General features: G+C 73.9%; 17 protein-coding genes and 2 pseudogenes. 13 read left to right on the plus strand and 6 right to left on the minus strand.

Annotation, left to right across the window (positions count from 1 at the left end):
• Positions 1-184 precede the first annotated feature (184 nt).
• On the plus strand, positions 185-1,036 hold the full coding sequence (locus VR45_RS03050; RefSeq protein ID WP_063772398.1) for a hypothetical protein: 852 nt from the start codon (positions 185-187) through the stop codon (positions 1,034-1,036).
• Between the two features lie 241 nt (positions 1,037-1,277).
• Positions 1,278-3,050 (plus strand): biotin carboxylase N-terminal domain-containing protein, encoded by a 1,773-nt coding sequence (locus tag VR45_RS03055; RefSeq protein ID WP_045938100.1) that lies wholly within the window; start codon positions 1,278-1,280, stop codon positions 3,048-3,050.
• 190 nt (positions 3,051-3,240) lie between these two features.
• Here VR45_RS03055 and VR45_RS03060 read toward each other — a convergent pair whose 3' ends face one another.
• The gene (locus tag VR45_RS03060) at positions 3,241-4,245 is read right to left on the minus strand and encodes a DeoR/GlpR family DNA-binding transcription regulator (RefSeq protein WP_078896193.1); all 1,005 of its coding nucleotides are present in this window, start codon (positions 4,243-4,245) and stop codon (positions 3,241-3,243) included.
• A gap of 200 nt (positions 4,246-4,445) precedes the next feature.
• Positions 4,446-5,900 carry an NAD(P)H-quinone dehydrogenase gene (locus VR45_RS03065; RefSeq protein WP_045938102.1) on the minus strand — a complete coding sequence of 485 codons (1,455 nt, stop codon included), beginning with the start codon at positions 5,898-5,900 and terminating at the stop codon, positions 4,446-4,448.
• Positions 5,901-5,978: 78 nt separating this feature from the next.
• On the opposite strand from VR45_RS03065, the gene VR45_RS03070 reads away from it, so the two are divergent.
• The 3 genes from VR45_RS03070 to VR45_RS03080 all read left to right on the plus strand — a co-directional run bounded on the left by VR45_RS03070 (position 5,979) and on the right by VR45_RS03080 (position 9,419).
• Entirely contained in the window at positions 5,979-6,416 is a 438-nt protein-coding gene (locus tag VR45_RS03070; RefSeq protein WP_045938103.1) for a gamma-glutamylcyclotransferase, read from the plus strand.
• A gap of 140 nt (positions 6,417-6,556) precedes the next feature.
• Positions 6,557-7,378: a purine-nucleoside phosphorylase gene (locus VR45_RS03075; protein WP_045938104.1), complete on the plus strand. Its 822-nt coding sequence runs from the start codon at positions 6,557-6,559 to the stop codon at positions 7,376-7,378.
• Positions 7,379-7,718: 340 nt separating this feature from the next.
• Positions 7,719-9,419: a phospho-sugar mutase gene (locus tag VR45_RS03080; RefSeq protein ID WP_045938105.1), complete on the plus strand. Its 1,701-nt coding sequence runs from the start codon at positions 7,719-7,721 to the stop codon at positions 9,417-9,419.
• 72 nt (positions 9,420-9,491) lie between these two features.
• On the opposite strand, the gene VR45_RS03085 is transcribed toward VR45_RS03080, so the two are convergent.
• On the minus strand, positions 9,492-10,175 hold the full coding sequence (locus VR45_RS03085) for a PH domain-containing protein (protein ID WP_045938106.1): 684 nt from the start codon (positions 10,173-10,175) through the stop codon (positions 9,492-9,494).
• 140 nt (positions 10,176-10,315) lie between these two features.
• Between VR45_RS03085 and deoC the strand changes: the two genes are divergently transcribed.
• The 5 genes from deoC (at position 10,316) to VR45_RS03110 (ending at position 15,106) form a co-directional block, all read left to right on the plus strand.
• Positions 10,316-11,302, plus strand: a complete 987-nt coding sequence (gene deoC / locus VR45_RS03090) for a deoxyribose-phosphate aldolase (RefSeq protein ID WP_030393421.1) — start codon at positions 10,316-10,318, stop codon at positions 11,300-11,302.
• A gap of 5 nt (positions 11,303-11,307) precedes the next feature.
• Complete coding sequence (locus tag VR45_RS03095) at positions 11,308-12,822, plus strand: aldehyde dehydrogenase family protein (protein ID WP_234325814.1); 1,515 nt, start codon at positions 11,308-11,310, stop codon at positions 12,820-12,822.
• Positions 12,815-13,717, plus strand: a complete 903-nt coding sequence (locus VR45_RS03100) for an aldehyde dehydrogenase family protein (protein WP_045938107.1) — start codon at positions 12,815-12,817, stop codon at positions 13,715-13,717. Before VR45_RS03095 ends, VR45_RS03100 begins: the two co-directional genes overlap by 8 nt.
• 301 nt (positions 13,718-14,018) lie before the next feature.
• Positions 14,019-14,420: a hypothetical protein gene (locus VR45_RS45300; protein WP_045938108.1), complete on the plus strand. Its 402-nt coding sequence runs from the start codon at positions 14,019-14,021 to the stop codon at positions 14,418-14,420.
• A gap of 71 nt (positions 14,421-14,491) precedes the next feature.
• A complete protein-coding gene (locus tag VR45_RS03110; RefSeq protein WP_234325815.1) occupies positions 14,492-15,106 on the plus strand; it encodes an ATP-binding protein in 615 nt (204 codons plus the stop codon).
• 269 nt (positions 15,107-15,375) lie between these two features.
• On the opposite strand, the gene VR45_RS03115 is transcribed toward VR45_RS03110, so the two are convergent.
• On the minus strand, positions 15,376-16,068 hold the full coding sequence (locus VR45_RS03115) for a SigE family RNA polymerase sigma factor (protein WP_234325817.1): 693 nt from the start codon (positions 16,066-16,068) through the stop codon (positions 15,376-15,378).
• Positions 16,069-16,668: 600 nt separating this feature from the next.
• Between VR45_RS03115 and VR45_RS03120 the strand changes: the two genes are divergently transcribed.
• From VR45_RS03120 to VR45_RS03130, 3 genes are all read left to right on the plus strand, one after another.
• On the plus strand, positions 16,669-17,346 hold the full coding sequence (locus VR45_RS03120) for a response regulator transcription factor (protein WP_045938110.1): 678 nt from the start codon (positions 16,669-16,671) through the stop codon (positions 17,344-17,346).
• Positions 17,347-17,435: 89 nt separating this feature from the next.
• Positions 17,436-18,950 (plus strand): sensor histidine kinase, encoded by a 1,515-nt coding sequence (locus VR45_RS03125; protein WP_045938111.1) that lies wholly within the window; start codon positions 17,436-17,438, stop codon positions 18,948-18,950.
• Between the two features lie 652 nt (positions 18,951-19,602).
• Positions 19,603-20,247: a VanZ family protein gene (locus tag VR45_RS03130; RefSeq protein WP_052708811.1), complete on the plus strand. Its 645-nt coding sequence runs from the start codon at positions 19,603-19,605 to the stop codon at positions 20,245-20,247.
• Between the two features lie 26 nt (positions 20,248-20,273).
• Here the strand turns inward: VR45_RS03130 and VR45_RS03135 are convergent.
• Together VR45_RS03135 and VR45_RS03140 are read right to left on the minus strand one after the other, a co-directional pair.
• Positions 20,274-20,904: pseudogene (locus tag VR45_RS03135) on the minus strand (PhzF family phenazine biosynthesis protein).
• An 86-nt stretch (positions 20,905-20,990) separates the two neighbouring features.
• A pseudogene (locus VR45_RS03140) lies at positions 20,991-21,355 on the minus strand (hypothetical protein); the annotation flags it as partial.

Consider the following 21,355-nt stretch of genomic DNA (forward strand, 5'->3'; position numbering starts at 1 on the left):
CCCCGGGAACGGTCGCGGCAGAGCCTCGCCCGCACGCCGGGAGTCGGCCGCCGGGGCGTCGCCCGCGCGCCAAAGAGCGGCACAATTGTCGCCATCTCCCCCACCGACAATCCGATGTGATGCACGCTAGAGGAGCGCCCGGACGGCGCCGACGCTCCAAACCGACGGGGGAGATGGCGAGCGGATGACCGACAGTCTGCTCAACGTCCTGCTGGGCCTGGTGGCAAGCGCGATCAGTGCCGTCCTCGGCTGGCTCGGTCAGAGCCTGCGCCGAAGACGCCGACTGGAACGGACCAGGGACTTCCTCGGCCTGCCCGCCGGCAGCGAGTGCCTGATCGTGGTCAACCGCAGCATCGGCACCGGCGCGCACCACAGGACGGTCACCCGGCGCGACGCCTACGCGCTGATGGAACTGGCCGCCCTGGTGAAGGAGTGCGGCGCGCACACCGACCTGGTCGCGCACGACGCCGCCCCGCGCGGCCTCGGCGCCAAGACCGAGTTCTGCTTCGGCGGCCCCGTCTCCAACGAGCGGATGGCCGCCCACCTCGCCTGGGGCCTGCCGGGGGTGGCGATCTCCAACGACCAGGTGGTGCGGGACAACACCATCACCATCGGCGGCCGGTCGTACGCCGCCGACCTCGAGGCCGGGGAGTACGTCCTGCTCGCCCGGCTGGCCACGCCCGGGCACGGCCGCCCGGTCTTCCTGATCTCCGGCCAGACCGGCATCGCCAACCATGCCGGCGTCCGCCACCTGGTCACCCACCACCGCCGGCTGGTCCGCCGGTACGGCACGGACGGCACCTTCGCCCTGCTGCTCAAGGTGGTCAACCCGGGTGCCTACGGCCCGGACGTGGTCGAGCAGATCGCCGACGTCACCGCCCTGGCCCTGGAGCGCGCACCGACCCCGCCGGGAGGTCCGGACACCACCGCCGGAACCACCCCCGGCACCGCGCCCGCAGTCGCACCTGCGGGCGCACCCGCACCGACACCCGCACCGACACCCGGCCCAGGCCCCGCGTCCGCCCCCACTCCTTGAACGGCACCCGCACCAGGAGCGGGTGCCACCGACCCATCGCGCCGCCACGCCGCCCCGTCACCGAGCGCAGTCGCCGCACCACCCAGGCCGTATGCGCCATCACCTGCACATACTCCCGTCGGGCCGCCCACCGCCCGCCCGGGCGCATCACCCTCTGTGTGGGATAGTTCACAACCTGGGGCTACTCGCCGGTACTGCCCAGGAATCCATAAACTCAACGAGGTTCAAGAAGGGAGCCACAGTGCGCAAGGTGCTCATCGCCAACCGCGGGGAAATCGCTGTCCGCGTCGCCCGGGCCTGCTCGGACGCCGGTATTGCCAGCGTCGCCGTCTACGCCGAGCCGGACCGGGATGCGCTGCACGTCCGCGCGGCCGACGAGGCTTATGCGCTGGGCGGCGACACTCCCGGCACCAGCTACCTGGACATCGCCAAGGTCCTCCAGGCCGCCGCCGACTCGGGTGCGGACGCCGTCCACCCCGGCTACGGCTTCCTGTCGGAGAATGCCGACTTCGCCCAGGCCGTGCTCGACGCGGGCCTGACCTGGATCGGCCCGCCGCCGCAGGCCATCCGCGACCTGGGTGACAAGGTGACCGCCCGGCACGTGGCGCAGCGCGCCGGTGCCCCGCTGGTCGCCGGCACGCCGGACCCGGTCTCGGGTGCCGAGGAGATCGTCGCCTTCGCCCAGGAGCACGGTCTGCCGGTCGCCATCAAGGCGGCCTTCGGCGGCGGCGGTCGCGGCCTCAAGGTCGCCCGCAACCTGGAGGAGATTCCGGAGCTGTACGACTCGGCGGTCCGGGAGGCGGTCGCCGCCTTCGGTCGCGGCGAGTGCTTCGTCGAGCGTTACCTGGACAACCCGCGGCACGTCGAGACCCAGTGCCTCGCGGACAAGCACGGCAACGTGGTGGTCGTGTCCACCCGTGACTGCTCGCTGCAGCGCCGGCACCAGAAGCTGGTCGAGGAGGCGCCCGCGCCGTTCCTGACCCCCGAGCAGAACGCCGAGCTGTACCGGGCGTCGAAGGCCATCCTCAAGGAGGCCGGCTACGAGGGTGCCGGCACCTGCGAGTTCCTGGTGGCGGTGGACGGCACGATCTCCTTCCTGGAGGTCAACACCCGTCTGCAGGTGGAGCACCCGGTCACCGAGGAGGTCACCGGGATCGACCTGGTCCGGGAGATGTTCCGGATCGCGGACGGCGAGGAGCTCGGTTACGGCGACCCGGAGGTGCGGGGTCACTCCTTCGAGTTCCGTATCAACGGTGAGGACCCGGGCCGCAACTTCCTGCCCGCGCCGGGCACGGTGACGCTGTTCGCGCCGCCGTCGGGCCCGGGTGTGCGGCTGGACTCGGGTGTGGAGAGCGGTTCGGTCATCGGCCCGGCCTGGGACTCGCTGCTGGCCAAGCTGATCGTGTCCGGCCGGGACCGCAAGCAGGCGCTGGAGCGGGCGCGGCGCGCGCTGGCCGAGTTCAAGGTCGAGGGCATGGCGACGGCCATCCCGTTCCACCAGGCGGTCGTGACCGACCCGGCGTTCGCGCCCGAGGTGCACGGCGGCGAGGGGCCGTTCACGGTCTACACCCGGTGGATCGAGACCGACTTCGACAACACGATTCCCGCGTTCGCCGGTGCGGCCGGCGAGGGCGAGGAGGCGGAGGGCCGGGAGACCGTGGTCGTCGAGGTCGGCGGCAAGCGGATCGAGGTCTCGCTGCCGTCCTCGCTGGGTGTCGCCGCCGCTCCGGCGGCCGGTGCGGGGGCCGCCAAGGCCAAGCGCCGGGTCGGTGCCAAGAAGGCCGGTTCGGCGGTCAGCGGTGACACGCTGGCCTCGCCGATGCAGGGCACCATCGTGAAGGTCGCGGTGGAGGAGGGTCAGGTCGTCGCCGAGGGCGAGCTGATCGTCGTCCTGGAGGCGATGAAGATGGAGCAGCCGCTGAACGCGCACAAGGCGGGCACGGTCGTCGGCCTCAAGGCCGAGGTGGGTGCGAGCGTCTCCAGCGGCGCGGCGCTCTGCGAGATCAAGGACTGAGTCGGGGCCCGATCGGGCACTGACAGGTCCGCCGCCGGTCCGTACACCTTCGGGTGTGCGGACCGGTCACGTTTTCGGCGGTCATGCGGTGCAACGGTCGTGCGGTGCAACGGCCATGCGGTGCAACGGTCATGCGGTGGTGCGACGAAGCCACAGGGCAGCCGGAGCGGCGGCCCCGCCCGCGCGGGCTTCAGCGCCCGCGCGGCAGACCCAGTTCGGCGAGTCTGGCCGGCAGCGGCCCACCGGGCCCGCCCGGCCCGCCGGGACCGCCGTGGGTGCCGGGCCGCCGCTGGCCGGGCAGCGGGGCGCCGCCGGGCGGCGGCGCGTTGCGGCGGGCCAGCGGGCCGGGCTGGGTCTGGTGGACGGGGCCGCTGCCGGTGCCGTGGACCGGGGCGTCCCCGGGCGGCGGGGCGCCGAGCGGGGCGAGGTCGATCTGCACCCCGCAGTCGGCGAGCGCGTCGAGTTCGCGGGCGGTGGCGTCGTCCGCGGTGGCGTGCTCGTCGGTGACCAGCCGGGTGATGGTCTCGGTGGGGACGGTCTGGAACATGGTGTCCGCGCCGAGCTTGGTGTGGTCGGCGAGGATGATCACCTCGGCGGCCGACTGCACCAGTGCCCGGTCCACGCTCGCGGAGAGCATGTTCGTGGTCGAGAGTCCGCGTTCGGCGGTGAGCCCGCTGCCCGAGACGAAGGCCTTGGTGACCCGCAGCCCGTGCAGCGACTGTTCGGCACCGCTGCCGACCAGGGCGTAGTTGGAGCCGCGCAGGGTGCCGCCGGTCATCACCACCTCGACCCGGTTGGCGTGCGCCAGGGCCTGGGCGACGAGGAGGGAGTTGGTGACCACCGTCAGCCCGGGCACCCGGGCGAGTCGGCGGGCGAGTTCCTGGGTGGTGGTACCGGCGCCGACCACCACGGCGTCGCCTTCCTCCACCAGTCCGGCGGCGAGATCGGCGATGGCGCTCTTCTCGGCGGCGGAGAGGTGGGTCTTCTGCGGATAGCCGGGTTCGCGGCTGAAGCCGCCGGGGAGCACCGCGCCGCCGTGCCGGCGGTCGAGGAGCCCTTCTGCCTCCAAGGCCCGTACGTCGCGGCGCACGGTCACTTCGGAGGTCTGGACGACGCGGGCCAACTCCCGGAGCGAGACGGCTCCGTTGGCGCGCACCATTTCGAGGATCAACTGGCGACGTTCTGCTGCAAACACAGAACCGACGGTAACCTGCGTGACCGTCTGCTTTCAGGCGTTTGCTGCTAGTAGCGGGAATTGCTCACGCCCGAGCGGCGCGTGACCGTACAATTCGCGCCGCCGGTACGCCGGGGCTGCGCCCGCCGTCCGGGTGACACCCCCGGACGCGCGAAGGGCGGCCGCCGAACGGCGACCGCCCTCAACTGCGCACCGGAGGCTCAGGATTCGCCCGCGTCCCGCTTGCGGATGTGGAGCTGGCGGGCGGCCTCGGCGGTGGAGCCGGAGACCGAGGGGTAGACGGTGAAGGCGCTGGCCACCTGTTCGACCGTCAGATTGGCGTCCACCGCGAGCGAGATCGGGTGGATGAGTTCGCTGGCCCGGGGGGCGACGACCACGCCGCCGACCACGATGCCGGTGCCGGGGCGGCAGAACAGCTTCACGAAGCCGTCCCGGATGCCCTGCATCTTGGCGCGCGGGTTGCCGCGCAGCGGGAGCTTGACCTCGACCGCGTCCATCTTGCCGCACTTCACATCGGCCGCGGTGTAGCCGACGGTGGCGATCTCGGGGTCGGTGAAGACGTTGGAGGCCACGGTCTTGAGGTTCAGCGGCTGCACCGCGTCGCCGAGCGCGTGGTACATCGCGATCCGGCCCTGCATGGCGGCGACCGAGGCGAGCATGAAGACGCCGGTGCAGTCGCCGGCCGCGTAGACGCCGGGGGCGGAGGTGCGGGACACCCGGTCGACCTGGATCTGGCCCCAGTCGTTGAGCTTGACCCCGGCCTCCTCCAGGCCCATCTCCGCGGTGTTGGGGATCGAGCCGACCGCCATCAGGCAGTGGGTGCCCTCGATCACTGTGCCGTCGGAGAGGGTGACCTCGACCGTGTCGCCGATCCTCTTGACCGTTTCGGCGCGGGAGCGGCTCATCACGTTCATGCCGCGGCGGCGGAAGACCTCCTCCAGCACCTCTGCGGCGTCCGGGTCCTCGCCCGGCAGCACCCGGTCGCGCGAGGAGACCAGGGTGACCCTGGAGCCGATCGCCTGGTAGGCGCCGGCGAACTCGGCGCCGGTGACGCCGGAGCCGACCACGATCAGCTCGCGCGGCAGCTCGTCCAGGTCGTACACCTGGGTCCAGGTCAGGATCCGCTCGCCGTCCGGCTGGGCGTCCGGGAGCTCGCGCGGGTGGGCGCCGGTGGCGATCAGCACCGCGTCGGCGCGCAGGGACTGCACGCTGCCGTCGGGGGCGTCGACCAGCACCTCGCGGGAGCCGTCCACGGCCTGCCCGCCGGTGCCCAGCCGGCCGCGGCCGCGCAGCACGGTGACGCCGGCGCGGGTGACGGACTGGGTGATGTCGTGGGACTGCGCGATCGCCAGGCGCTTCACCCGGCGGTTGACCTTGCCGAGGTCGACGCCGACGACCCGGGCCGGGGTGTCGATGTGCGGGGTGTCGTCGGCGACGATGATGCCCAGCTCCTCGTACGAGCTGTCGAAGGTCGTCATCACCTCCGCCGTCGCGATCAGCGTCTTCGACGGCACGCAGTCCGTGAGCACCGCCGATCCGCCCAGGCCGTCGCGGTCGACGACGGTCACCTCCGCGCCGAGCTGGGCCGCGACGAGCGCCGCCTCGTAGCCGCCTGGTCCGCCACCGATGATCACGATCCGAGTCACGTCACCCATTGTCCCGCACGCCGGGAGGACTGCCACGCCGGGGTCGGGGCTTCTGTCGGATCGGCCGGTGAACGTAGGCTTCGCCCCATGCCCCTTTACGCCGCGTATGCCACCAACCTCGATGCACGGCAGATGACTCGCCGCGCCCCGCACTCGCCACTGCGCGGCACGGGGTGGCTGTCCGGGTGGCGGCTGACCTTCGGCGGCGAGCACCTCGGCTGGGAGGGCTCGCTGGCCACCGTGGTGGAGGACGAGAAGGACCAGGTCTTCGTCTCGCTGTACGACGTGGCGCCGATGGACGAGGAGGGGCTGGACCGCTGGGAGGGCGTCCAGCTCGGCATCTACCGCAAGACCCGGCTCCGGGCGCAGACCCTGGACGGCGATGTGACGGTCTGGACGTACGTGCTCAACGACTACGAGGGCGGCCTGCCGGCGGCCCGCTACCTGGGCCTGATCGCGGACGCGGCGGAGAGCGCCGGGGCCCCCGACGACTACGTGCTGGACCTGCGCCGCCGTCCCTGCTGAGACCTCTTTGGAGATTGCTCCGGGTCGCGGCACGGTTCCGCCGCCCCGGAGCTGTACGTTCACGCCATCCGGGTAACGATCCGGCACGTCGTACCAGGATTTTCTACGCGCGTAGCCATTTCCCGTCTATCCTCGGACGTGTGAACGCATCTCCTCAGTCGGTCGTCTCCGCCGACCCCTACGCCGCCGCCCAGGCCGCCGCCGAGCGCCTGCGCGAGCTGACCGGTGCCGAGCGCCACGACGTCGCCCTGGTGATGGGCTCCGGCTGGGTGCCGGCCGCCGACGCCCTCGGCGAGACCGTGGCGGAGTTCCCGGTCACCGACCTCCCGGGCTTCCCCGCCCCCGCCGTGGCCGGTCACGCCGGCACGATCCGCTCGGTGCGGATCGGTGAGAAGCGGGCCCTGATCTTCCTGGGCCGCAACCACTACTACGAGGGCCACGGGGTCGCCACCGTCGTCCACGGCGTGCGCACCGCCGCCGCGGCCGGCTGCGGGACCATCGTGCTGACCAACGGCTGCGGCGGTCTGCGCCCGACCTGGGTCCCCGGCCAGCCGGTCCTGATCAGCGACCACATCAACCTGACGGCGGACTCGCCGATCGTCGGCGCCAACTTCGTCGACCTCACCGACCTCTACTCCAAGCGGCTGCGCGCGCTCTGCCGCGAGGTGGACCCGACCCTCGACGAGGCCGTCTACGTCCAGTTCCGCGGCCCGCACTACGAGACCCCGGCCGAGGTCAACATGGCCCGGGTGATCGGCGGCGAGCTGGTCGGCATGTCCACCACCCTGGAGGCCATCGCGGCCCGCGAGGCCGGTGCCGAGGTGCTGGGCATCTCCCTGGTCACCAACCTGGCCGCCGGCATGACCGGCGAGCCGCTCAACCACGCCGAGGTGCTGGAGGCCGGCAAGGCCTCCGCCGAGCGGATGGGCGCGCTGCTGGCCAAGGTCCTCGAGCGGATCTGACGCCGGGGCGACAGCGCATGAGCGACGGGGCCCGCGGACGGACGTGATCCGGTGATCACAGCCGCCCGCGGGCCCCGTCCGCGTGCCCGGGCCCGACACGCCGCCGCCCGGGGGCGCCGGACACCGCGTCCCGCCGCCGGCGCGCCGTACGTTTCGTCCCGCACCTCCCCGCACCGCCCGTCCCGCACGACCCCGTAAGCCCCGCACGACCCCGCCCCGCGGCACCCTCCGGCCACCGCCGCCCGACCCGCGCCCGACCCGCTGGGCGCGGCCCGGTCCGGCCCGGTCCGGAGCCACCTCCCGGCCGACCACCGACGCACTTCCCGATGGAGCTGCAGCCATGACGCAGGCAACCACCACCGACCTCCTCGCCCGGGCCCGCACCTGGCTCGCCGAGGACCCGGACCCGCAGACCCGTGAGGAGCTCGCCGCGCTGCTCGCCGACGCCGAGACCCCGGACGCCGACGCCAACGCCAAGCTCGCCTGGTCCGAGCTGGCCGACCGCTTCGCCGACCGCCTCCAGTTCGGCACCGCCGGCCTGCGCGGCGAGCTCGGCGCCGGGCCGATGCGGATGAACCGCGCCGTGGTGATCCGGGCCGCCGCCGGCCTGGTCGCCTACGTCAAGCGGCAGGACCTCGGCGACCTGGTCGTGATCGGCTACGACGCCCGCCACAAGTCCTACGACTTCGCCCGCGACACCGCCGCCGTGGTGGTCGGCGCCGGCCTGCGTGCGCTGCTGTTCCCGCGCCCGCTGCCCACCCCGGTGCTCGCCTTCGCGGTCCGCCACCTCGGCGCCGCCGCCGGTGTGACCGTCACCGCCAGCCACAACCCGCCGCAGGACAACGGCTACAAGGTCTACCTGGGCGACGGCTCGCAGATCGTGCCGCCGGCGGACGCGGGCATCGCCGCCGAGATCGACGCGATCGGCTCCCTGACCGAGGTCCCGCTCGCCGCGGACGGCTGGGAGACGGTGGACGAGTCCGTCGTCGAGGCCTACCTCGACCGCGCCGCGTCGATCGTCGACCCGCACAGCCCGCGGGAGCTCGACATCGTCTACACCCCGATGCACGGCGTCGGGCGCGACACCTTCCTCGCCGCCATGGACCGGGCCGGCTTCCCGGCGCCCACCGTGGTCGCCGAGCAGGCCGAGCCGGACCCGGACTTCCCGACCGTCGCCTTCCCCAACCCGGAGGAGCCGGGGGCGATGGACCTCGCCTTCCGCACCGCCGCCGCGGCCGGCCCGGACATCGTCATCGCCAACGACCCGGACGCCGACCGCTGCGCGGTGGCCGTCCCGGCCGACGGTGCGGACGGCTGGCGGATGCTGCGCGGCGACGAGGTCGGCGCGCTGCTGGGCGCCGCGCTGGTCTCCAAGCGGGCCGCCGGCACCTTCGCCACCACCATCGTCTCCTCCACCCTGCTCGGCCGGATCGCCGAGGCCGCCGGGCTCGACTACGCCGAGACCCTCACCGGCTTCAAGTGGATCTCCCGCGCCGGGGGCCTGCGCTACGGCTACGAGGAGGCGCTCGGCTACTGCGTCGACCCGCAGGGCGTGCGCGACAAGGACGGCATCACCGCCGCGCTGCTGGTCGCCGAGCTCGCCGCCACCCTCAAGCGCTCCGGCCGCACCCTGACCGACCTGCTGGACGACCTGGCGCTGGAGCACGGCCTGCACGCCACCGACCAGCTGTCCGTCCGGGTCGAGGACCTCTCGCTGATCGCCGACGCCATGCGCACCCTGCGCGAGCGGCCGCCGACGACCCTGGCCGGGCTCACCGTGACCCGCGCCGACGACCTCACCGCCGGGTCCGCCGAGCTGCCGCCGACCGACGGCCTGCGCTACTACCTGGCGGGCGACGCCGTCCGCTCGGCGCGGATCGTGGTCCGCCCCTCGGGCACCGAGCCCAAGCTGAAGTGCTACCTGGAGGTCGTCCTCCCGGTCGCCTCGGCCGCCGGCCTCGCGGACGCCCGCGCCCGGGCCGCCGAGCTGCTCGCCACCGTCAAGCGGGACCTCGCGGCCGCGGCCGGCATCGACGGCTGACCCCGCCGGGGACGACGGAGGGCCCGCCGGCAGTGCCGGCGGGCCCTCCTCGTGCGTGCGGACGCGGGCGGGTCAGACCGCGATCACGGTGATCAGGGCGATCAGGCCGGCCACGGTGGGGGCGATGATCCACCAGCACCAGCGGACCTCGATCGGCCCGGCCGCGTCGGGGCGGGAGGCGTTGCGCTCGGCCATGTCCTGGAGGACGCCGACCACCTGGTCGGACCAGGCCCGGTTCGGGTCCGTGGAGCCCTGCACCCCGGCCCCGGACGGCGTGCCGCCCGCGCCGAAGACCATGCCCAGCCGGGAGCTGTGCGTCTGCCCGCCGCGCTCACGGGCCCGGGCGGCGCGCTTGCGCTGGCGCAGCGACACCGGCACCGCCCACACCTGGTACTTCTTGCCCTCGGCGAGGAGTTCGACCGAGTACCCGGCGCGCAGCGCGTCCACGGCGGCCCAGGGCGCGACGATCGTGCGCAGCGGGTTGCGGACGACCAGGCGGCGCTCGTCGGCCCGGACGGCCGGGCGCAGGGTGTAGGCGATCACCGGGAAGGCGAACACCGGGACGGCGGCCAGCGCCACCCACGGCGTCTTGCCGCTGCCGTTGAGGGCCGCGTCCCCGATCAGCCAGGCCGCGACGGCCAGCAACAGCACCCCGGAGATCACGCCGGGAACGGAGCGGTACACGCGGTCGGCGTACACGGGCTCCCCATCGGAACCGGCCGGGCCCGGTCGGGGCTCGCCGTGGGATTCGGTCATGTCGACGATTCTGCCCCATGGCCCGCGCGATCCACAGGGGTGACGGTTGGGGTTCCCGGGGCGCGGAGATCTCGGTCCGGCATCGATGCGTGGCGCCTCTGGCGATTGACTACGCGCGTAGATATGCTGGTGTGGTGACTATGTCCACTCTTGCAGCCAATGCCCCCGGCGTCGCGGGCAGCGGTCTCGAGGACGTCGCGGCGTCCGAGGCCTCGCTCCGTCGCTTCCTGCACGGCCTGCCCGGTGTCGACCAGGTCGGCCTGGAGGCGCGCGCCGCCACTCTCGGTACCCGCTCGATCAAGACCACGGCCAAGGCGTACGCCATCGACCTGGCCATCTCGATGATCGACCTGACCACGCTCGAGGGCGCGGACACGGTCGGCAAGGTGCGCGCACTGTGCACCAAGGGCAGGACCCCCGATCCCACCGACCCGACCACTCCCCGCGTCGCGGCGATCTGTGTCTACCCGGACATGGTCGCCACCGCGAAGGCGGCGCTCCGGGGCACCGACATCCAGGTCGCCTCCGTCGCCACCGCCTTCCCCGCCGGGCGCGCCGCGCTCCCGGTCAAGCTCGCCGACACCGCGGACGCGGTGGCCGCCGGCGCCGACGAGATCGACATGGTGATCGACCGGGGTGCCTTCCTCTCCGGCCGCTACCTGGACGTGTACAACGAGATCGTCGCCGTCAAGGAGGCCTGCCGCCGCCCCGACGGCAGCTACGCCCACCTCAAGGTGATCTTCGAGACCGGCGAGCTGCAGACGTACGACAACGTGCGCCGCGTCTCCTGGCTGGCGATGCTGGCCGGCGCCGACTTCATCAAGACCTCGACCGGCAAGGTCGCCGTCAACGCGACCCCGCCGGTCACCCTGCTGATGCTGGAGGCGGTCCGCGACTTCCGCGCGGCCACCGGCGTCCAGGTCGGTGTGAAGCCCGCCGGCGGGATCAAGACCACCAAGGACGCGATGAAGTACCTGGTGATGGTCAACGAGACCCTCGGCGACGACTGGCTGAGCCCGCACTGGTTCCGCTTCGGCGCCTCCAGTCTGCTCAACGACCTGCTGATGCAGCGGCAGAAGCTGACCACCGGACGGTACTCCGGTCCCGACTACGTGACGGTGGACTGAGAATCATGGCCAAGAACACCAAGAAGACCGAAGCGCCCGCGGCCGCGCCGCAGGCCCCGGCCGAGCCGGCCGGCAAGCCGGCGGGCGGCCTCTTCGGCTACGCCCCGGCCCCCGAGTCGCCCGCCGCGGCCGGCGACATCGCCAGCTCCTACGGCCACTTCATCGGCGGCCAGTTCGTCGACTCCTCCGGCGGCGAGGCGCTGAAGACGGTCAACCCGGCCACCGAGCAGGTGCTCGCCGAGTTCGCCCGGGGCACCGCCGAGGACGTGGACCGCGCGGTCGCCGCCGCCCGGGCCGCCTTCGCCGACTGGTCGGCGCTGCCGGGCAGCGAGCGCGCCAAGTACCTGTTCCGGATCGCCCGGATCATCCAGGAGCGCAGCCGCGAGCTGGCCGTGCTGGAGTCGATCGACAACGGCAAGCCGATCCGCGAGACCCGCGACGTCGACCTGCCGCTGGTCGCCGCCCACTTCTTCTACTACGCGGGCTGGGCCGACAAGCTGGACTTCGCGGGCTACGGCCCGAACCCGAAGCCGCTGGGCGTGGCCGGCCAGGTCATCCCGTGGAACTTCCCGCTGCTGATGCTGGCGTGGAAGATCGCCCCGGCGCTGGCCACCGGCAACACGGTCGTGCTGAAGCCGGCCGAGACCACCCCGCTGACCGCGCTGCGCTTCGCCGAGATCTGCCGCCAGGCGGGCCTGCCGAAGGGCGTCGTCAACATCGTCACCGGCGACGGCAGCACGGGTGCGGCGCTCACCGCGCACCCGGACGTCAACAAGGTCGCGTTCACCGGCTCCACCCCGGTCGGCCGCGCGATCGCCAAGCAGGTGGCCGGCACCCGCAAGAAGCTCTCGCTGGAGCTGGGCGGCAAGGCCGCCAACATCGTCTTCGACGACGCGCCGCTCGACCAGGCCGTCGAGGGCATCGTCAACGGCATCTTCTTCAACCAGGGCCACGTCTGCTGCGCGGGTTCGCGCCTGCTGGTCCAGGAGTCGGTCCAGGACGAGCTGCTGGACGCGCTGAAGCGCCGGATGGGCACCCTGCGGGTCGGCGACCCGCTGGACAAGAACACCGACATCGGCGCGATCAACTCCGCCGAGCAGCTGGCCCGGATCACCGCGCTGACCGACGCCGGCGAGGCCGAGGGCGCCGAGCGCTGGTCGCCCGCGTGCGAGCTGCCGGGCACCGGCTTCTGGTTCCGGCCGACGCTGTTCACCGGCGTCAGCCAGGCCCACCGGATCGCCCAGGAGGAGATCTTCGGCCCGGTGCTGTCGGTGCTGACCTTCCGCACCCCCGACGAGGCGGTCGCGAAGGCCAACAACACCCCGTACGGCCTCTCCGCCGGCATCTGGACGGAGAAGGGCTCGCGCATCCTCTGGATGGCCAGCAGGCTCCGGGCCGGCGTGGTCTGGGCCAACACCTTCAACAAGTTCGACCCGACCTCGCCGTTCGGCGGCTACAAGGAGTCGGGCTACGGCCGCGAGGGTGGCCGGCACGGTCTGGAGGCCTACCTCGATGTCTGATGTCGTGAGCCGTCTTGATGTCCTCAAGACCTACAAGCTGTACGTCGGCGGGAAGTTCCCGCGCTCCGAGAGCGGGCGGGTGTACGAGGTGACGGACGCGAAGGGCGAGTGGCTGGCCAACGCGCCGCTCGGCACCCGCAAGGACGCCCGCGACGCGGTCGTCGCCGCCCGCGCGGCGGTCAAGGGCTGGTCCGGCACCACCGCGTACAACCGCGGCCAGGTGCTGTACCGGGTCGCCGAGATGCTGCAGGGCCGGCGGGAGCAGTTCGCCGCCGAGGTGGCGCTCTCCGAGGGCGTCGGCGCGAAGAAGGCCGCCGCCCTGGTGGACGCCGCGATCGACCGCTGGGTCTGGTACGCGGGCTGGACCGACAAGGTGGCCCAGATCGCGGGCGGCGCCAACCCGGTCGCCGGTCCGTTCTTCAACCTCTCCACCCCGGAGCCGACCGGTGTGGTCGGGATCGTCGCGCCGCAGGCCGGTTACGGTCACTCGCTGCTCGGCCTGGTCTCGGTGATCGCCCCGGCCGTCGCCACGGGCAACACCGTGGTGGTGGCGGCCGCGGCCGACGCGCCGCTGCCCGCGCTGTCGCTGGGCGAGGTGCTGGCCACCTCGGACGTCCCCGGCGGCGTGGTCAACATCCTGTCCGGCCGGACCGCCGACATCGCGCCGACCCTGGCCTCGCACCAGGACGTCAACGCGCTGGACCTGACCGGCGCGATCGCCGCCGACGGACCCGGCGCGGCGGGCGGCCTGGAGGTCCTGGCCGCGGATACCCTGAAGCGGGTGATCCGGCCGGAACCGGACCCGTTCGCCCAGGACTGGACCAATGCTCCCGGAACGGACCGGCTACTCTCGTTCCTGGAGACCAAGACGGTCTGGCACCCGATGGGTATCTGACCGACGGACCCCCGGAGCTGCTACGCTCCGTGACCGCGAGTCGGTGACAACTCCACAGACTGGCCGTCCCCCGTGCCCTCACCCCCCCAGGGCCCGGACGGTCACAGGACGGACCCGCGCCTCTCCCCCCCTGGCGCGGGTCCGTCGTATTTCCCGGGCCCGCCCGCAGCCGCGCTAGGCCGCTCCCGGCCGGCCCCGGCCGTCGACTTTCGTCGCGCCGGGTCGAGCCGTTCGACGCTGCCGGCGCCCCGGACGGCCGCGCAGACTGGGGCGACATCGCGCACCGAGGGGGAGAAGGTCCATGGGAGAGCTGGCCGGCGAGCTGATGGCACTGGTCGCGGACGGGTTCCTGCGCACGCTGCGGGTGGCCCGCGCCAGGCGCCGGCTGGCCGCCGGGCGGCCGGTCCGGATCCCCTGCTCGGCCCGCGCCGACGAGCGGCCCGGCTATGTCGCCGGGAAACTGCGGCTCACCCCCGGCGCCCCGACCGCCACCTTCACCGCGCGCGACCGCGACCGGCTCGAACTGGCGGTCGGCGGCACCTTCGAGGCCCCCGAGCCGGACGCCTGGCACGACCAGGACTGGGCCGCCACCGCGTACCGGGCGCCCGGCGCCGATCACCCGGTGTACCTCCAGGTCGACAGCCGGTACCTGCCGCTGCTGCACGCCTCGCTCCTCGACCCGGCGGTCGCGCGGACGGTGTGATCCGCAGGGTTTCGGCATCGGGCCCCGATGCGTCAGACTGGTGTCCCGTGAGTGACTCCCCGCTGAACCCTGTGTCGATAGCCCCTGCCCGGGTGGTCCTGCTCTCCGGACCCTCCGGCTCCGGGAAGTCCTCGCTCGCCGAGCGCAGCGGCCTGCCCGTGCTCCAGCTCGACGACTTCTACAAGGACGGCGACGACCCCAGCCTGCCCCTGCTGCCCGACGGCTCGGTGGACTGGGACTCCCCGCTGGCCTGGCACCGCGACCAGGCCCTGGCGGCCATCCGCGCCCTGTGCGACACGGGCCGGGCCGAGGTGCCGGTGTACTCGATCCCGGACAACGGCCGGGTCTCCACCAGGGTGCTGGAGCTCGACGGGGCCACCGCGTTCGTCGCCGAGGGCATCTTCGCGGCCGAGATCACGTCCGACTGCGCCGCCGCGGAGCTGCTGGGCGACGCGCTGTGCCTGCGCAACGGCGCGCTCACGACCGCCTGGTGGCGGCTGCGCCGGGACGTCCGCGAGGGCCGCAAGTCGCTGCCCGTGCTGGTGCGGCGCGGCTGGCGGCTGATGCGGGCCGAGCGGGGCATCGTCGGCCGCCAGGTCGCGCTGGGGGCGCGTCCGTGCGCCGGGCCCGAGGCCGAGCGGCGGATCCGCGCGGCGGCCCGGGCCGGGGAGCTCTCGGCGGTCTGAACAGCGGCCCGAAGCTGCGGCCCGGAGCTACGACCCGAACGACAGCTCGAAGCGACGGCCCTGAAGCAGCGGTCCGAACGGCGGTCGCCCCGCGCGGGGTGCGCCGGGCACGCGGAACGGCGGGCCCGGTGCGTCTCCCCCGCACCGGGCCCGCCGCCTTCCCCGGACGGTCACGGCTCCCCCCTGCGCCGCCGCTCCCCCGAGCCGGCGCCGCCTGGTCCGTGTCCGTCCTGCTACCCGTCCCCCGACGGGAGTCTGTCCCGGTCGCGTTACGCGACCAGCTCGCCGAACGCCCGGATCGTGTCGCCCGAGGTGTTCAGGTGCTCGTCGTCGCGCAGCCGGCGCAGCGCGCGCCAGATGCTGCTCTTGACGGTGCCGACGCTGATGCCGAGCACGTCGGCGATCTCCGGGTCGGTCTTGCCCTCGTAGTAGCGGAGCACCAGCATGGTCCGCTGGTTCTCCGGCAGCTTGGCCAGCGCCTGCCAGAGCACGGCGCGCAGCTCGGTGCCGCCCATCGCGTCGGTGTCGCCGACCGTCTCCGGCAGCTCCTCGGTCGGGTACTCGTTGACCTTGCGGCGCCGCCAGGCGGAGATGTGCAGGTTGGTCATGGTGCGGCGGAGGTAGCCCCCCACCGCGGCCTTGTCGGTGATCCGGCCCCAGGCCCGGTAGGTGCTGAAGAGCGCGCTCTGCAGCAGGTCCTCGGCCTCGTAGCGGTCACCGGTGAGGTGGTAGGCGGTGGCGTAGAGGGAGGCGCGGCGCTCCCGCACGTAGGCGGTGAACTCCGTGATGTGGTCCTCCGCGACCGCCGGGCGCTCGCCCTGCGCCGCGGTGAACGCCGCCCCGCCCGCCGTCTGCTCGGTGGTGCGGGCCGCCGCGGGGTTCAGCCGCAGCAGCGTCGCACCGGCGGCCTCGCGGCCGGCCGACTCCCCCGAGTCGGCCTTCCGCAGGCCGGTTCCCACGATGCCCCGGTTCCCCGCCGGGGCGTCCGTGCCCTCGACGCGGACGGGGAGGATCCCCCGCAGCGTCAAGGTCGCGGCGGAGTCGGCCGTGTTCCCCCGGTGGCCGATCCCGTACAGCTCCCCCGTCCTGCTGCCGCCGCTCACCCGGCGGGCAACAGTGCTTCCACCGGTGCTGTGTGCGCACCCCCGTGCGATCACGGCACCGGAGGCCTCCTCGGCCCCGGTCTCGAACCGGCTCCGGTGGGAGGTCGCTGACGAACGCGCGGTCCGGACGGCCGGGTTGGTCCGGGTCTGAAGCGTGGCGTTCATCGTGCGCCCCCTCTGGATCGGTTCGAGCGGTTCCGTCGCCGCCGTCCAGTGGGCCGATTGGCCCGCTGTCCTGCGGCGACATGGAAAATCCTGCCCGCCGGTTGTGATGGCGCTGTCCGTCGACTGTCACAGGGCTGTCACAGGGCCGGGGCTTTCGTCCCGGCCCTGTCCCGCCGTTGACGGACGCCGGTGGCGGGCATTCCGGTTCCCGGTCGCGCGGCGGACGGGACGGGTGCGGCCCCCGGGCGGACGGTGGGGGGTGATTCGCCGCTCCGGGTGAGCCAGAATGAGGCCGTGCCTTTCCTCCTTCTGATCGAGGACGACGACGCCATCCGCACCGGCCTCGAACTCGCCCTCACCCGCCAGGGCCACCGCGTGGCCACCGCCGCGTCCGGCGAGGACGGCCTGAGGCTCTTCAAGGAGCAGCGGCCGGACCTCATCGTGCTGGACGTCATGCTGCCCGGAATCGACGGCTTCGAAGTGTGCCGCCGGATCCGCCGCACCGACCAGCTGCCGATCGTCCTGCTGACGGCCCGGTCCGACGACATCGACGTCGTGGTCGGCCTGGAGTCGGGCGCGGACGACTACGTCGTGAAGCCGGTGCAGCCCCGCGTCCTGGACGCCCGGATCCGGGCCGTGCTGCGCCGCGGCGAGCGCGAGAGCTCCGACTCGTCCGTGTACGGGACCGTGGTGATCGACCGGGCGGCGATGACGGTCACCAAGGACGGTGCGGACCTCCAGCTGACCCCGACCGAGCTGCGGCTGCTGCTGGAGCTCAGCCGGCGGCCCGGGCAGGCGCTGTCCCGGCAGCAACTGCTGCGCCTGGTCTGGGAGCACGACTACCTGGGCGACTCCCGGCTGGTGGACGCCTGTGTGCAGCGGCTGCGGGCCAAGGTCGAGGACGTGCCCTCGGCGCCGACGCTGATCCGCACGGTGCGCGGGGTCGGCTACCGGCTGGACCCGCCGGCGTGACCGGCCCGGCCGACGTACCCGCCCACCTCCGTCCGGCGCCGGCGATATCCCGCCGCGCGCGCTGATGACCTCCGTAACGACAGGCTCCTGTGACTGACCAACAGACGACGGCCCGGTTCTCCTCCGGCCCGTGGCGCCGGCTGCGCTCGCTGCGCGTGCGGCTGATCGCGGTGTTCGCCGCGGTCGCGCTGACCACCGCCGTCTCGGCGTCCGGCATCGCGTACTGGCTCAACCGCGACGCGGTGCTGAAGCGGGCCCAGGACACCGCGCTCAACGACTTCCGGGTCTCGCTCAGCCGCAATGTGTCGAACCTGCCGCTGAACGCCACCTGCGAGGACCTGAACGCGCTCGCGAGCACCGTCGCCAGCTCCGGCCTCAGTTACGACGTGGTGGTGGCCGATCCGGCGCTGCCGAACTGCGTCGCCTCGTCCAGCTCGACGCAGTACACGATCGCCAGTGTGCCGACCGCGCTGCGGACGGCGGTCGGCAAGCCGCGCGAGCTCACCGAGTCCAACCCGTACACCTACCACCTGTACTGGCAGCGGCAGAACCTCGACGGGCGGCCGTTCGTCATCGGCGGCACCAAGGTGGTGACGACCGGCCCGACCGCGTACATGTTCAAGTCGCTGGAGAACGAGCGGGCCGATCTGAACACGCTCGGCTGGTCGCTGGCGATCGCCACCCTGCTGGCGCTGATCGGCTCGGCGCTGCTGGCGCAGGCCGCGTCGGCGACGGTGCTGCGGCCGGTCAAGCGGCTGGGCGACGCGGCCCGGCGGCTCGGCGAGGGCCATCTGGACACCCGGCTCGAGGTCGAGGGCTCGGACGAACTCGCCGACCTGGCGCGGACCTTCAACCGGACCGCGGAGTCGCTGCACGGGCAGGTCGAGGAGCTGAGCGCGCGCGAGGCGCAGAGCCGGCGGTTCGTCGCCGACATGTCGCACGAGCTGCGCACCCCGCTGACCGCGATGACCGCCGTGACGGACATCCTGGAGGACGAGGCGGAGTCGCTGGACCCGATGATCGAACCGGCCGTGCGCCTGGTGGTCAGCGAGACCCGGCGGCTCTCCGACCTGGTGGAGAACCTCATGGAGGTGACCCGCTTCGACGCCGGCACCGCCAGGCTCGTCGCCGACGAGGTGGACATCGCCGACCTGATCATGTCCTGCATCGACGGCCGGGCCTGGTACGACGCGGTCGAGCTGGACGCCCCGCGCGGCATCCTGGCGGTGGTCGACCCGCGCCGGCTGGACGTGGTCTTCGCCAACCTGATCGGCAACGCGCTCAAGCACGGCGGTTCGCCGGTGCGGGTGCGGGTGCGCGAGGAGGGCGACACGGTGGTCGTCGCGGTGTCGGACAGCGGTCCGGGCATCCCGGAGGACGTGCTGCCGCACGTCTTCGACCGCTTCTACAAGGCCGACAAGGGCCGGGCGCGCTCGGAGGGCAGCGGCCTGGGCCTGTCCATCGCGATGGCCAACGCGCAGATCCACGGGGGGTCCATCACGGCCGCGAACGGCGAGGTGGGGGCGGTGTTCACGCTGACCCTGCCGCTGGCCCCGCCGCCTCCGCCGGCGTCCGACGACACTGCCGAGGAGAGTGCCCGGTGACCCGAGGAACGCGCCCGCTGCGGCGCCCGTTCGCCGCCGCCGCGCTGGTGGGGCTGGCCGTGCTGGCCGCCGGCTGCGGCATCCGTCCGACGGCCGTCCCGGTCGACGCGGGTGCGCCGGCCAGCCGGACCGCCTGTCCGACGGTGGCGCGGATACCCACGGCCCCGAGCACGCCGTCCGGGGCGGTCGGTCGGCGGCCCGCCGCAGGCCGCAGCGGCGCACGGCGCGCCGACGCCCACCGCGGCCGCGCCCGCCGCCCCGGTGCCCACCACCCCGGTGCGCGCGGCCCCGACGGGCGGCTCGCCGTCGCCCTCGGTGGTGTCGCCGACGGCCTCGGCGCCCTCGGGTGCTCCGACGGGTCCGGCGGACAACGTGTTCGGCGCGCTGCCGTCGCCCTCCGCCTCGACCACGGCGCCGCCCTGCCGGTAGCGGCGCGGTCGCCGGTACCGGCAGGTCACCGGCAGGGGCCGGTCACCGGTACGTCCGGGAGGGCCGCCGGGGGGAGTTCACCCGGCGGTTCCGCCCGGGGCGGGGACCCGCCCCCGGCGTGCGACGCAAAGTTCGCACCAGGTGTGGAACCGTCACGCCGCCGGAACACGTCCTTCCCCCCGTGCAGCGAGATGGCACCAGGACACGCGAGGAGCGTGCCGACGTGCGGACCGAGACCGGACGGGCGACGGCCGTCCAGCACCACCGGCGTCGACTACGGGCGGTGGGACTCTTCGGCCTCGCCCTCCACCTGCTGCTGATGGGCTGGCTGGTGCTGAGACCGCTGCCGGTGGCCTGGGTCTACGACGCCAACCTGACGCCACTGGCCTCGCTCCGCTTCTCCTCCGCGGGCCAGCTGCTCGGCGAGCTGCTGCTGCCCGCCCCGCTCGGCGTCCTCCTCCCGCTCGCCGGCGGCCGGCTCGGGACCCCCTGGCTCCCGTCCTTCCTCCGCACCACCGGCGCCTCGGCCCTGCTGGCCACGGCACTGGAGTTCCTCTCCTCGTGGGCGCCCGGGCACGTGCTCAACGTCGACCACATACTGCTCGCCGTCGTCGGCGTCGCGGCCGCCCACCTCGCCCTGGTCCCAGCCGGCCGGGCCCTGCTCCTGCGGCGCGAGGCGGGCCCCCTCGGCCCGGTCGACCACGCCTCGCAGCCCGACCCGGCTCCGACTCCTCTTCCGGTTCCGGACATCGCGCCCGCTTCCGTGCCGGCCCCGCCCAGGGCCGCCGCCGCTCCGGCCGCGCACCCCGGGCGGAAGGCCGAACCACTGCTCAGCCTCGGCTCGCCGGGCCCCGCCCGGCGGGGCTGACCTCCGGCCCTCGCAGTCGGGTCGCGCTACCGGTCCGCGCGGCGGACCCGGCCGCCGACCTCGACCAGCCCTTCCCCGGGGATCCCGGTGACGAGCTGCGAGCCGCGCCCCTGGGTGATCGTCAGCCCCCGGCCCAGCTCGGCCGTCAGCAGGAGCGCGGCCGCGCCGGTCGCCTCGTCCTCGTCGATGCCGTCGCCCCGGCCGGGGAACGCCCGGGCCCGGACCGTGCCCGCCGCCTCGTCCTGCCAGGCCCAGGCGTAGATCCACTCGCCCGGCGGCGGCACCGCCAGCCCGTCGACCTCGGCCGCCGTCGCGTACCGGCGGAGCGTGCGCGGCGGCGCCCAGGCGGCCGGAGCCGCGACCCGGGTGAACTCGCCGTCGCGCCGCACCTCGACCACGCCCGCGGCGGTGACCAGCCGGTCCACGCCGAGCAGCCAGGCCGCGCCGACGCACGGGTGGCCGGCGAACGGGAGGCGCAGGGTCGGGGTCCAGATGTCGATCGCGCCGCTCTCCGGGTCGTCGACGAACAAGCCGCCGGGCGATCGCCTGCCGGTCCGCCTCGGCGGGCACGGCCGCGCCGTCCCGGACGACGCCCAGCGCGTTCCCGTGCGTCCCGTCCGGGCCGCAGAACACGTACAGCACCTCGTGGTCGGCCATGCCGCGGTCACTCCTGTCCGTCGGGCCCGCGCGGCGGTCGCGCGGGCCGGGGGTCACACCCGTCGGGGACGGCCGGGCCGTCCGGCTCAGCGCGCGGCAGGGCCGGCGGGACCAGCGGCCGGGCCGGTGGCCGGGCCGGCGGCCGGACGGGCTGCCCAGCTCGGCGCGGGCCGGACGGCCGGAGCCGCCCCCGACCGTACCGCCGGACCGCCCGCCACCGGACCGCCCGCCACCGGGTGCGGGCCCGGTCCCGCCGCCGGTCCCCCGGCGGGGAGCGGCGTCCGCACGGCGGCCGGGCGGGTCCGCTGCCGCCGGTGGGCCACCACCAGGGTGCCGATGCCCATCGCGATCGAGGTGGCACCGGTGATCGCCATCGGGGCGTTGGTGGACGAGCCGCCGGTCGAGGCGAGGTCCACGGACGGCACCGGGGGCGCCGCCACGGTCACCGTGA

The organism is Streptomyces sp. NRRL S-495, from assembly GCF_000966955.1.
GTDB lineage: Bacteria > Actinomycetota > Actinomycetes > Streptomycetales > Streptomycetaceae > Kitasatospora > Kitasatospora purpeofusca.